The sequence below is a fragment of the Bacillus sp. H1a genome (assembly GCF_000633475.1).
Lineage (GTDB): Bacteria > Bacillota > Bacilli > Bacillales > Bacillaceae_G > Bacillus_A > Bacillus_A paramycoides.
In genome coordinates this window covers 15,468-28,956 of sequence record NZ_AYMH01000029.1, presented here as the reverse complement: position 1 = coordinate 28,956, position 13,489 = coordinate 15,468, and the positions used below count along the sequence as shown (strand labels likewise).

9 protein-coding genes and 4 pseudogenes are annotated in these 13,489 nt (G+C 32.6%); 3 read left to right on the top strand and 10 right to left on the bottom strand.

What is annotated here, in order from left to right:
• The first annotated feature begins 82 nt into the window (after positions 1–82).
• The gene (locus U860_RS0114025) at positions 83–1,030 is read left to right on the top strand and encodes a phosphotransferase (RefSeq protein ID WP_025149022.1); all 948 of its coding nucleotides are present in this window, start codon (positions 83–85) and stop codon (positions 1,028–1,030) included.
• A 76-nt stretch (positions 1,031–1,106) separates the two neighbouring features.
• Here the strand turns inward: U860_RS0114025 and U860_RS0114020 are convergent, their stop codons facing one another.
• The 4 genes from U860_RS0114020 to U860_RS0114005 all read right to left on the bottom strand — a co-directional run bounded on the left by U860_RS0114020 (position 1,107) and on the right by U860_RS0114005 (position 5,557).
• Positions 1,107–2,990 (bottom strand): hypothetical protein, encoded by a 1,884-nt coding sequence (locus tag U860_RS0114020; RefSeq protein ID WP_025149021.1) that lies wholly within the window; start codon positions 2,988–2,990, stop codon positions 1,107–1,109.
• Positions 2,975–3,775 carry an ABC transporter ATP-binding protein gene (locus U860_RS0114015; protein WP_025149020.1) on the bottom strand — a complete coding sequence of 267 codons (801 nt, stop codon included), beginning with the start codon at positions 3,773–3,775 and terminating at the stop codon, positions 2,975–2,977. The genes U860_RS0114020 and U860_RS0114015 overlap by 16 nt, the downstream gene beginning before the upstream one ends.
• A 118-nt stretch (positions 3,776–3,893) precedes the next feature.
• Entirely contained in the window at positions 3,894–4,646 is a 753-nt protein-coding gene (locus U860_RS0114010) for an aminoglycoside phosphotransferase family protein (RefSeq protein WP_025149019.1), read from the bottom strand.
• 116 nt (positions 4,647–4,762) lie between these two features.
• Positions 4,763–5,557 carry a glyoxalase gene (locus U860_RS0114005; RefSeq protein WP_025149018.1) on the bottom strand — a complete coding sequence of 265 codons (795 nt, stop codon included), beginning with the start codon at positions 5,555–5,557 and terminating at the stop codon, positions 4,763–4,765.
• A 440-nt stretch (positions 5,558–5,997) separates the two neighbouring features.
• On the opposite strand from U860_RS0114005, the pseudogene U860_RS31530 reads away from it, so the two are divergent.
• Positions 5,998–6,945: pseudogene (locus tag U860_RS31530) on the top strand (nucleoside hydrolase).
• A gap of 199 nt (positions 6,946–7,144) precedes the next feature.
• Here U860_RS31530 and U860_RS31525 read toward each other — a convergent pair.
• The 4 genes and pseudogenes from U860_RS31525 to U860_RS0113985 form a co-directional block, all read right to left on the bottom strand.
• Positions 7,145–7,387, bottom strand: a pseudogene (locus U860_RS31525) (IS4 family transposase); the annotation flags it as partial.
• A 228-nt stretch (positions 7,388–7,615) separates the two neighbouring features.
• Positions 7,616–8,368, bottom strand: coding sequence for a class I SAM-dependent methyltransferase (locus U860_RS0113990; protein ID WP_025149016.1), 753 nt, complete (start codon positions 8,366–8,368; stop codon positions 7,616–7,618).
• A gap of 292 nt (positions 8,369–8,660) precedes the next feature.
• Positions 8,661–8,999: pseudogene (locus tag U860_RS31520) on the bottom strand (helix-turn-helix domain-containing protein).
• 48 nt (positions 9,000–9,047) lie between these two features.
• A pseudogene (locus U860_RS0113985) lies at positions 9,048–9,476 on the bottom strand (NUDIX domain-containing protein); the annotation flags it as partial.
• Positions 9,477–9,762: 286 nt separating this feature from the next.
• On the opposite strand from U860_RS0113985, the gene U860_RS0113980 reads away from it, so the two are divergent.
• Positions 9,763–10,989: an MFS transporter gene (locus U860_RS0113980; protein WP_025149015.1), complete on the top strand. Its 1,227-nt coding sequence runs from the start codon at positions 9,763–9,765 to the stop codon at positions 10,987–10,989.
• A gap of 118 nt (positions 10,990–11,107) precedes the next feature.
• Here the strand turns inward: U860_RS0113980 and U860_RS0113975 are convergent, their stop codons facing one another.
• The gene (locus U860_RS0113975; RefSeq protein ID WP_025149014.1) at positions 11,108–11,920 is read right to left on the bottom strand and encodes a MerR family transcriptional regulator; all 813 of its coding nucleotides are present in this window, start codon (positions 11,918–11,920) and stop codon (positions 11,108–11,110) included.
• 117 nt (positions 11,921–12,037) lie between these two features.
• Positions 12,038–13,489: a serine hydrolase domain-containing protein gene (locus tag U860_RS0113970; RefSeq protein ID WP_025149013.1), complete on the bottom strand. Its 1,452-nt coding sequence runs from the start codon at positions 13,487–13,489 to the stop codon at positions 12,038–12,040.

The window sequence follows — 13,489 nt, the reverse complement described above, 5'->3', positions numbered from 1 at the left end:
TGTAAAATAAAACACGAATTTTGTAAGTTAAGAAACTAGTAGCTTTGTAAATGGAAAAGCCATGTTTGGAAAGGAAGTTAATATGAAGAATATAGAAAAAGAAATACTTAAACGAATTAACGAGCTATATCCATTGGATTTTATTAACATTACACCAGTAACAAATGAAATGTATCAATGTCTCGCGAAACAAGGAAATTATTTCGTTAGAATAACTAACTATAAAACTTATGAAGAGCAGTTGGAAGAAGTAAAATATACGGACTTTTTATATAAAGAAGGATTAGGAGTACCTCCAATAATACCTTCTTTAACGGGGAATTTAGTAGAAAAAATAACACTAAACAAAGAACTCTTTACTGTATTATATAAAGCTGCTCCCGGTATTCATTTGCCAAAAAGCGAATGGAATTCCAATGTATTTAAAAAATTAGGACAACAAATCGGCAAATTACATCGTATATCTAAAAACTTTGAAAGTATTGAACCGGTAATACATATAAACGATTGGTATGAAAATGAAGAATATAATTTTCTTCACTATATCCCTATAGAAGAAACTACTATAAGAGAAATTGCATCTGATGTTTTAACTTCTATACAGGAACTTTCAAAATCTCCTTCAAATTACGGGTTAATACACGGAGATTTATGGCTAGAAAATATATTAGTGGAAAATGATTTGAATTTAACAATGATTGACTTTCAAGACTGTGAAAAACATTTTTATATATTCGATTTGGCAGTTCCAATCTATAGTGCGATAGAATATTCATTCGTTGGGAATGGTAACATAGTTGACTATGAGAACTCTATTACAAAAGCAATAGTTGAAGGATACAAAGAGGAACATGATTTACCTAAAGAGATGCTAGACCAACTACCATTGTTTATTAAATTAAAGGAGATATTCGAATATAGCTTAATGCATATGTATTGGGATAAAGAAGAATTAACTGAGGAACAAGTACGGATAATGAATCTTTATAGAATGAAGATCGAAAATAATCATTCTTTCATTAACATATAACACAGATGTTGTTCAACTACACGGTTATCATAGTTGAACAACATCATGTAATTACTAGTTTATTTTTAGGTATATTCTACATTTCATCTTTTATAAATTGATCTTCCTTCCCATGTCTTTTCTTAATTAAAATAGCTTTATACAAAGATGCTATACCTAATACAGCAAATACGACGATTATAGGAATACGAACAATATGCGAAAAGTAGCGTGGGAGAAAGAAAAGACGAACTTTTTCATCTACACTAAATATCTCAAAAATTAACGGTATTATACTTTGATGAATCAAAAAAAAGATACCCATAAATACTAATAGAACAACAACAGCAAGTTTTTTCTTAGGTAATTCAGCCGCCATTCTGTTATTTTTCTCTTTGTTATCATCGCGCAATATTTTCATGCCACTTTTCATTGCAAATAGCAACTCAGGGCCACTTTTTTCAAGTTTTAAGTAAGCAATTCGACCAAGCCACCAAGCTAAAAACACTCCTGTACAAATGCCAGTCAGTACACCTAGCCATTGTAAGAGCTCTATATGTAGTAATGTCCCAATCCATACAACTAACAAAGCGGGTATAGCTGTTGCTAATACCATCACCATCATTAACCACGTTGTTATAAACATTTTACTGGCACTCATATCATCACCTGAGATAACGGTTCCTCTTCCGCGGCGATGAGGATCAGTTATTGGGATTAAGTTAAATACAGAAAACAACATAATAAGACCTGCAGCTCCACCGAGTAATGCCGGAATTATCGCAAATACCCAAGGATAAACGAAAGTAAGTCCGCTATAGATAGTGAAAATAATTGTTGTTAAAATTGCAATCGGGCCAATAGCTATCAACCAAGCCAATTGGCGACCACGCACATCAATCCGTTCTGCGCCAGGTGTCGTTAATGTTAACCATAATGCACTCCCATCAAACCCATATATATTGCAGGCAAACATACTTGTGAAAACAATCATAATTACCCCTGCCCAAGGCATTAAATACGATATATGAGCACTTGTAATTAAAATACCATAAAACACTCCTATCCAAATACCCATCCGGAGGAAACGACCTCGTTGTGGATCTCTTCCCCAACTTTTTAATTCTTTAGTTATTATTGCTCCAATTTTCTTTTCTGAAAAGATTCGTAGAGCTTTTCTATGTTTTATAATAGTAATCGTATTTTGGATTTTCTTAGTATCCTTCACTGTACTTTTCATCAGTAATGTCGTCCATATAAATAAAAGCAGTCCGCATAATATTGTTAGAACAATTAATAAAACAAAAGCTAATAACCAATTAGATTGAATAGCAAACTCTACAGCAAGTATCGCCCAACTAGACGGAAACATGTAGAGAAATGTAGGTTCGTTAAGTGTTATCCCATTAATAGCAGGAAGTGCATACCAGCCTACATTTAAAAACACAATGATGAAACCAAAGAGCATTGCTCCAAATTCCATACCGATCCTTGATTTCATCGTCTCACCAATTATACTAACTACTACTTTTGATAACAGCACGACAAATATTAACTGTAAAATAATTGCTGGAACTGCAACTATAGTTGCAGTTAAACTAGCCCTAGCTGCGTAAATTAATAATCCTATGAATGCTATAAGACTAGCAAGTGGGCCTAATCCTATAAAAGCTACAGCGAGTAACGCCCTAGCAAGTTTAAATGAAGTGAGTGGAAGAAGCGCGAAATATTCAGGACGTAACATTCCATCTCCCCCAGTAAGAAGTGGGCCCAAAATCCACCCTACTGTCCACAGAGCGAATATCACATATAGAATACTTTTTGAATCGTTATGTTCCGTAGGATAGAAAGAAAAGAGCAAGATGGTTCCAATTGCAATCAATAAACCCACTATTCCTGTAATAATTAAAAGAACTGCTTTACCACTATTCATTGAATTTTTTAGGATTGATAACTTCATTCGAATCAAAACACTAGCCAAGACAGTTCTCCTCCTTTAACAGCAGGGACGCCTACTAACTGAACGAAAATGTCTTCGAGCGTTTCTTCACCGCAAACATCTACCATTGTTCCTGAAGATACCACTTTTCCTTTGGAAATAATTGCAACGTGATCACAAAGTTGTTCAACTAACGCCATGACGTGACTTGAAAATACTACTGAACCACCAGAACTAACAAATTTCTGTAAAATCTTTTTAATAGTAGTTGCAGAAATAGGATCTACTGCCTCAAATGGTTCATCGAGAATGAGTAATTTCGGTGCATGGAGGAGTGCAAGTGCAAGACCAATTTTTTTACGCATACCAGTAGAATAATTGATAACTAGCGTTCCTTCAGCATTATTCAATTCTAGTATTGTAAGTAATTCTTCTGTTCGTCGATTAACTTCTTTGGCACTCATTCCCCTTAACAGGCCCATATATGTTAATAATTCGGGACCAGTAAGTCTTTCCGGCAAGGCCAATCCATCTGGTAATACCCCGATCAATGTCTTTGCTTGTGCAGGATTTCCCCAAACATCAACCCCAAAAACTTTAGCGTTCCCGCCATCTGGTCGTAATAAACCAACAGCCATGGACAACGAAGTAGTTTTTCCTGCCCCATTAGGGCCAACAACTCCATAAAAAGATCCCCTCGGAACAGTTAAATCAATATGATTGACTGCAATAAACTCGCCGAATTGTTTATACAGCTTCGAAATTTGTAGCGCGGGAGCAGATTCCTCCCATTCAGGTTCCCCTGAAATCGATTCAAAAGATTTCATAAAATGGACTCCTTCTTTGCAAATTTAATATCTGATTGTAAATCTCAATACCTTTACTCATCTGTTTGTATTGTTAGAACGTATTTAATTTAAAAATTAAAATATCGAAAGTTTTTCTTTAATTACAATACTGTGCTACCAGATCATTCAAATATTTAATGTTTGTAGCAGATACATTTTCAGATATTCTAGCCGCAATAATAATAGGTGCCCATTGAAAAATCTCATTTCTTGATATTCCGGTATTCCTGCAATATATATGTAAATACATTTCAGCTAATTCTACCGAAGATTGTGAGTACAACAAATATGTTCGAAACACATCTGCACGAATATCACCTAAACTAGCATCAACCCAATCTATAGTTTTCACATTATCATTACTCATAATTAAATTAAACGGATGAAAATCACCATGACATAATCTAGGTTCAAACACGATTGAATCCATTTTGCTCAATATATTCTTCTTTTGTTTCTCATCTAGATTTTGAACAGATTGAATTTGACGATAAAGTCTCTCTTCCATCTGTTCTATTTCATCCGAGCTTACAGAAATAGCATGAATCTTTTGTTGTTCATTAACACACATACTTATGTAATGCTCCGCTTCACTTAAATTATTTAGTAGAAGCTCACCAACACTTTTCCCTTTTACATATTCCATAATAATAGCTTGTCTACCTTGTATCTCTGTAACTTCGAATACTTTAGGAACGTGTAAACCACGTGAATATGCATACTTCTGTTTTTGTGCTTCATATAGAGATTCTGTATTAGGGAGGTATTCTTTAAATAATTTCACAACTTTATTATCACAAAGATAAATTTCAGCCGTATTTCCTTTTGCTATCGGATTTCCTAAATTCAATTCATTTCTCTCCTTACAGTAAATTAGTATTACACCCTACACTCCTCTATAAATTCAGTGTAATTATGCTGAATCCCTTCTTCATGAAAATGCAAAAAACTTACCACTTCCTATAATTATATAGAAAGTGGTAAGTTTAATTTTCTAGGAATATCGGAATGAAAATCTGGTGTATGCAAAACAGAAAATGTATACCCCTGTTGAATAAATAATACTTCATTATGTTTGCTTTCAAATGGAACACTATTTTTCTTAAAATTATTTTGAATTCGTTTTAAAAATGCGTAATCAGATGTTCCGAAAGATACGTGTACTTTCGGTGGTAAAGCTTTCATCGCAATTGGAATCCAAGGTCGCTGCCACCAAGTTGCAACAATATATGCAGTTCCACCAATAACAAAGTTGAAAATATCCCCATCTTCCTTCGTTTTCATGTCTAGATTTGATTTCAACCATTCTGTAAATACAGGTACACTTTTAACCGGAAGACCAATTTCCCTTACGTATAAAATATTTAACGGTGAATGCGGAACTAATACATTTTCCTCAACATAGCTATGTGCGATAATTTCGAGAAGATTTCCATCGCCATCTCTAAAGTATAAATTGAAAAGACCGCTCTCCTCATCAATCGTATGACCATCTTTCCATTTTGCAATGAGTAATCCAGACCCTTCAAGCCATCTTGCTGTTTCATGAAATTTTGAATATGGAATCTCAAAAGCGAAATGCGCAGGTGCAATGGGTTCATACACTTCCTGGAAACTAATTGTTGTGTATGGTGTTACTTCAAATTGAATAAATGATGTAGTTTCTTTTTTTATCGGAAAAGATAATATATCCTTATAAACTTGTTTTACCCCTTCTATAGAAACCGTTTGTAGTTTTATATCTGCTATATGTGTAATCACAATTTATCTTTAGTGAGGGGGTGTCTCATATGGACAAAACCCTTACTAAATCTATCCCCCTTTCGTATTATACGTTTTTAATCGTCTAATAAGTTATTTGCTAGAAGACATCCCTGTTTGCTTTAACATTTTCATGAATTTAAGTAATCTAATTTCACCTTCTGTATACCTTTTTTTCCAATCACCTATCATCATTAAAAATAAAAACTATAAAACAAGGGCAATCCTTGTATTATATAAAGATTTCAAAATTTTTTCTATACTTACACAATGTATATTAGGTTAATAGTATTTGCCTATTAGAAAAGATAAAAGCATTACATATTACTATGTGTCATTAATATTTATTGGTTGTAAAGAATAACTTATTTATAACGAAATATATATCGCTTAGAAGAGGATCGTAATATCATATATAATATAATGAAAGAGGGAAAATGATGAAACAAAAAATTTTACTTTTTGGTGATTTTGGAATTGATGATGCAATAGCACTTATATATTCTTTTTTTACTAAAGAAATTGAAATAGTCGGTATTGTAGCGGATTATGGAAATGTCCCGAGAGAAAAGGTGCTTAAAAATATAAATTACTTAAAGTATTTATCAGGAAACAAAGATATACCTGTTTATGAAGGAGCATCCTGTACCCTGACAGGTATTACAGCAGAATATTATCCAGATGTTCATGGTCCAGAAGGTTTAGGGCCAATTATTACCCCTTCAATAAATTATCAAATTTATCCTCTACATATGGTTTTAGATTTGGTAGAGCAACACATAAACGATTTAACAATTGTTAATGTTGGAAGACTTACCTCCTTAGCTACAACGTTTGTTTTAGGGCTAAAACTTATGCAAGAAGCTAAAGAATATTTATTAATGGGAGGGGCTATTTTTTACCCAGGGAATGTTACAGCATCTGCAGAAGCTAATTTCCATAGTGATCCGTATGCAGCCAACATTATCATTACTTATGCCAAAAATTTAACAATTATCCCTTTGAATGTCACACAAAGAGCTCTTATTACACCTCAACAAGTCGAACAGATTGATCATTTTCATCAGAAAACAAAAGATCCAATAGGTTTAATTATTAAACCATTATTAAATTTTTATTATCAATTTTATTCACAAAGCGTACCTGGAATTCTAGGAAGCCCCTTACATGATGTATTTCCAATTTGATATTTATTAAATAGAAACAAGGTAACTATAAGGGAATTGCCTATTAAAATTGTAGTTGATCGTGGAGAGGCTTTCGGGCAAAGTTTAGGTGATTTTAGGAGTAAGCCTACCCCAGGCTTTGTTAAGCATAAAGTGGCTCTTAACTTTAATGAGTTTGAATTTACAAATGATATTTTAAGGACATTCCTAAAAATTAGATAAGTTATTTCAAAATAAAATTAACTTTTCTAAGCTTATTTAACTGTGATTTTTGTATATAGGGGTCCCGCCACATCGCTATCAAGCTAGGCTTATGCAAAGTCAATTTTAAACGAGATTGTTTCTTTTTTCTAAAGGGCAAGTTGTAGTTGATTGAAAGATTTGCATACGAAATAAACCCTAGCGGGTTTCACTTTTTGAATTAAGCGGCTTGATTATAAGACAGGGTACAATTGTAAACGACACCTAATATATCAAAGACCATTTTTCCTCATATCGATGAGATTTCCGCCCGTTTTGCTGTAGGAGATTGAACAGACCAAGTAAAACCTTTGATAGCTCTTGGGTGTTTTTTTTGTATAGTTTGGAATAGAAGAAGAAAATAGTCTTTAATCATATATATGGCTTTATACTCACTAAGCTCTCGTTTTTTCTTCATGAGGAGCGCTTGTTCTGATTTCCCCATTCGGTAATATGTACGTTTATCCCTTCGTTATTAATAAAGTAACGTTTCACAATAGTTATCCTCCATATTTTGATTTTCGGATTTATACTGTACTTATTTCTATTACTTTCAAACATCTCCTGCCTTACATGAACTAAACTTTTCAACGTAAAAAGCCGATTCTCTTAAAAGAAAATCAGCTCTCACTTTAAAATAAGTAATTTATAATTAAGATTTAGCAGCAATTATCATACACCTTTTTGAATTCGTGCGAATCCCTTTTTCAGTACTATTAGTATCAATGAACTTTTGCAAAATATTGAAATCCTCTTCCTCTTCTCCAAATCTAGGAATAATAGGAGTATGTTTTAATAAGAAAATAAGATCTTCAGGAGTACTGTAATAATCGGTAACATCATATTCACGTACTTGCACAAGCTCAAATCCAGCACTATTCAGTTCACTCATATATTTTTCTTTTAAAGTACCATCTCTTTCACCTAAGCATTGGCCTCTACCAAATGCTTCTTTGAGATTTAATTTATCATTTTCGCTAACTTGTTGTGTTAAGAAAAAAGAACCTTTTTTCATTACTTTTGCCAATTCAGGTGCCACAAATGGAGCATGGCAACTAGAAGCAATATCAAAATAAAAATCTGGAAACGTTAAAGCTTCAGAATCCATTTGGAGAAACTTAACGTTTTGTACACCTACTTTTTTCAAGTTGGAATGTGCTGTTTCAATCATTCCGTTAGAATTATCTATTCCAATTAGTAATGCAGCTGAAGATGCTATTTTCAGTACATTTTCTCCTCCACCTGTACCAACATCCAGTAGAATATCTGATGGTTTGCATCTTTCTTTCACTTCGCCATAAAAGTCCCAAGTGTCACCTACAGTTTCACATTTCAGCTTACTGAAGTCCCACCCGTTTGCTCGTCCCACTTTATTATAAAAATTCTTATACTCTAATTCATTCATTTTATTATTTCCCCTTTGTAGAAAAGCATTAAATATCTAATTTTGGTAATTCCCGAAATAGAGTCAAAGTTGTTATTTTCGTAAAAGGGCATACGTCTCCTTTTATATCTGGTACGCATTTTTAAGCCCCGAATAACTAGTTACTTCGAACAATACGACATTTCATCAATTTTACCTCTTTTGGAAGATTATACGTATAATAACCTGTAACATTATTTAATTATATATCATAAAATACAAATTATTAAAACATTAAATTCCCAAACAATTTCATTTAGTTTACATAATAATTTTATAGTTTCTTTTTATCAATATATTCTAAATGTCCTCTTCCCCAACCACACATACTATCTAACACAACACTGACTGTTCTTCCATGTTCCGTTAAGCTGTATTCCACTTTAGGTGGTATTTCTTGATAAATTTCACGTTTTATTAATTGATCTTGTTCTAATTCTCGAAGTTGTTTCGCTAATGTCCCTTGAGATATGCCTGGTATTAGTCGCTTTAATTCACCAAACCGTTTCGTTCCATCTGTTAGTAAAATAAATAAAATAAGTGGTTTCTATTTCCCACCGATTATTTGTAATGTCGCTATTACTCCTTTTAATTTCGGTTCTTGTAAATCCATTCTCTCACCTCACCCATCACATCATAAATCATAATAAATAATTTTTCATGTTATTTCCCTACTACAAATTAGCCTGATATCCCTAAATGCAAGTAATAATAGTCCGTTCGTTTCAGTCGATGGCTTTGGTTCATTTTCTGAATGTGCAATATACATAATAGATAAAGTTTCATCTGAACTATCAATAATTAATAGTGGATCCACTTCGTTCTCTACTTTTATTTTCTTTGATCGTGCATTCCAATTCTTTTTATAAAATGTAAATGGTGAATTCAATATAGTAATATCGATAGCAGCTTCTTCTTTCACTTCTCTTTTAGCGGTTTCTACTGCTGTTTCATTGTTTTCTTTATGTCCCCCCAACCTTACTACACCTAATGTATCGCCTCTACTCGTTGGACCAACTTGAAAAACAAATAGATTTTTATAAAGAACATAAGCTTCAGATGTTCGTATATTTCTATTAATATGTATCAAACTTTCCCCTCCAAATTCACAATTATTTTTTAAATACTATATTAACTTGGAAATGATTAACTATAATCATATTATGGTTATCTTTTTTTGACTCACAGTCCAATTAACAGCATTCTTGCCATAACTCCCAATCTAGGAAAACTGCCTTTATTTCTATCTCCCCTTCTTATTTACAAAATTAAACTTATAAAAGTAGGATTCAACAAATTTTTACAGAAATCTATACTTAATAAGTATTGGACGGAGTATTTTCAAATTCCTCGATAAAAAGGTGGTACATACAATTTTGAAATTGAAACAAGAAAGAAGTATGACTGTAAGCACAGCTTTTTCTAAAGAGTACAAGATTTTCATTTTTGGTTTACTTATTTCAAGGATTGGGGATTCACTCTACACCTTTGCATTACCTTGGATCGCCTATCAATTAACCGGTTCAGCAGTTATCATGAGTTCTTTATTTGCTATTAACGTATTACCAATCGTTTTATTTGGTCCTATAGTTGGCGTTATTGTAGATCGATATGATCGGAGAAGATTACTATGGATTGCAGATGCAATCAGTATTATTTTAGTAAGTCTCGTACCAATTCTACATTCATTACATCTATTAGAAATATGGCACTTATACGTAATTACTTTTATTTTAGCTGTTATGTCTATGCTTTTTGATGTAACAACGGTTACAGTTATTCCGCACATTGCTGGAGCATCATTAACAAAGGCCAATTCTCTATATCAAATGGTAAATCAACTATCTAGTCTTTTGGGACCTATGTTGGCCGGTCTTTGCATTTCTTTTATTGGTGGTTTTCAAGTTCTTTGGATAAATGTTCTTTCATTTATAACAACATTAATTGCTGTGATGTTATTACCATCAATTAAAATTTTAAAAAGTAAAAATAATGATAAGAATACACTTCAAAATGTACTAGCTGATTTGTTAGTTGGGTTTAAATGGCTCAAAAATGATCGCTTAAATATAGCTTTATCTTTTCAAGCTATGGTAGGAAACTTTGGAGCAAGTGCGGTTTTAGGTGTACTCATGTATTATTTACTATCCACATTGCATCTTTCCCCAGAACAAAGTGGTTTTAATTATACGTTAATTGGAATAGGTGGTCTTTTAGGTAGCTTGATTGCAGTTCCTTTAGAAAAGAGGTTACGGCGCGGCGTTCTTATTCCTTTACTTCTATTTTTGGGGACACTTGGCTTAACTATTGCACTATGGAGTACATATTGGATAGCACCTGGCATCGCTTTCGGTATCGCAATGACCTGTAATATTGCATGGAATACAATTATTGCATCGGTTCGTCAGGAAACTATCCCATCAAATATGCAAGGAAGGGTATTAGGATTTTCACGTGTACTTACTCGATTAGCTATGCCACTGGGGGCATTAGTAGGTGGCATTATTTCAGCTTATAATCCAGTGTTTGTATTTGCTTTAGCTGCTTTTACGAAGCTACTTGAAGTTTTTATTGCATTATGTAGTCCGATACGAAAACTATGATGGAAGGAAGTTATATTTATGTATGATTGGTTAATTGAAATAGAAAAGCCAATCTTGATATTTACAGATAAGTTTAGATAAAGAAAAAAGGCATATAAATTATGCCTTTTTTTCTTTATCATTTTTTAATTGGATAACAAACCTCAGTAACCCACTTAGAAGGATCTGATTCCATCGCTGGACTAACGTGATAAATATTAAACATTGGTCCAGCTAATTCATAACCTTCCGTTTCAATCCATTTTGCTGCTGCTTCATTTACAGCCGTCATTTGTTCGTAACTTCCATTAACTGTTATAGAAGCTACATTAGTTGACTCTATATTTTTAAATTTAACATCTTTTGTATTTTCGTGCTCATCTAAAATATTTAGCTGTATTTCTACATCTACATCATTTTCTTTGTATTCATGATCATGGAAGATAGCAATGCTATAACTTGGATTAACTATACTAATTTTTTTCGCGTTAATTTCTTGCATTAAAATACTCCATAAATCTCCTTCGCAATTATAAGACGGAATAATTTTCCGAACACTTGCTACTTTTCTTTCTGGAATTTCTTTTAATGAAACATGATAATTCATCTCTATAACATCCTCTCTCATCGTTTTCATTGAGTCTTCGAGGAGACGTAATTGTTTTTCGAGATTGTTCATGTCTTCCTTTATTTGAGCGCTACGATTTACAAATTGTGATTTTATTACTTCGATATTTTCACTCTCTACTATTTCTTTTATAGTGGCAATATTAAATCCCATATCTTTTAACGTTTGAATTTGATTTACTTTCTTTAATTGTGCAGCGGAATAATAGCGATAACCACTTTGTTCATCTACTTTTTCAGGTTGTAATAATTCCACTTTATCGTAATGTCTCAACATACGTATACTAATGGAAGATAATTTTGAAAAATCTCCTATTTTAAACATGATTTCCTCCTGTAAAATTACATCTACTTCGAAGCTCAACTATAGCTTAAGCAATGACATTGTGTGAGAGTCAACAATTTATAACAGCTTAAATTATATTATTTTAATTATCTACACTTATGCCTTCTTACTCCTCAACGCAATAAACATTGATATTAGACCGTTAATGGCTAGTAAAGTAACTATAATACTAATGAGTAAAGCTACATCTCCTGCATATATTTTAATTGTTTGCCATGGTGAACTTGTACTATAAATAAGTAATGGAATTATAGTAGTAGATACTATTAAAAACAATACCCCAACAAACAACCAGGTCCGCTTTTTACAAATTTTCTTACGTTTATACGTTTTCATTAGCCATATTGAGGTAATGAAAAGTGCAAGTATGATCATTGTCATAACATATTGTATAAATGGTATATTTTTTGGGGTATCAACAGGTTTTTCCCCTTTCAAAATACTAATAATCCCTCTTTTTAATACCGGTAGTGCTGATTCTTCTAATACGTGATTTTTATTCGTTAAAATCACACCGCCCCAACCGCTTTTATTTAAAATAAACATCTCTGCATGCGCATCGGGCGTTGATCCTGAATGCCAAACCATCGTTTCATTTCCATATAAATTTGTTGTTCTTAATCCAAACCCATAACTTTTTTCTGAATCTATTTTATAAAGTGGTGATAGATAAAGATCGATGTTTTCTTTCTTTAAAAATTGGGTGTGCTCTTGACGATTCAAAAGCATAATAAATTGAATCATATCCTCTAAATTCGCAGTAATGTAGCCATATGGTGCCCCAGAGTTATCATAGGACACTGCACTTTTTCTTGGTATGCCAAACCATGATTGGTAACCTTTTAAATATCCTTTTTCATATGCGCTATCATTATTTGCCGCTGCACCATTCATCTTTAAAGGTTGAAAAACATGTTTTTCCATATATGAGGAATATTTTTCTTTTGTGACTTCCTCAATAAGTGCACCAAGAACCATATAATTCGCATTACTATATTGATACTTTTCTCCTGGCGGAGCAGTTAATTTTACATTTGAAAGTTTCATTACATTCTCTTTTAATGCTGTAGAACTCTTTGATTGCTTATCTGATAATGCTAAGCCTTCATATGTGCTTATTCCACTTGTATGAGTTAGTAGGTGTTGGATTGTTATAATTGAGGAAAATTGAGTATCTTTAACCTTAAACCAAGTAAGATGTTGTTGAACTGAATCCTCTAATTTTATCTTTTTATCTTCTATTAATTTCACTATAGCTAAACCTGTTATAGATTTGCTTATCGATCCGATTGAGAATGGTGTTTTACTAGTTACCTTTTTTTCAGATTCTCCAGTATTCCCCCATGATTTTGTATAAAATACATCTTTATTATGTACAATTGCAACGGAAGCTCCTGGAATGTTCTGTTGCTTTAAAAACTTTTCAATATAATTATCTAAAGTAACTTTAATATTTTGCTGAGCGTAAGCTTTTGGATGTACAATACATAACATTAATATATTACAAACTACACAAATTAAATACAATTTATGTTTCAACATCTTCAT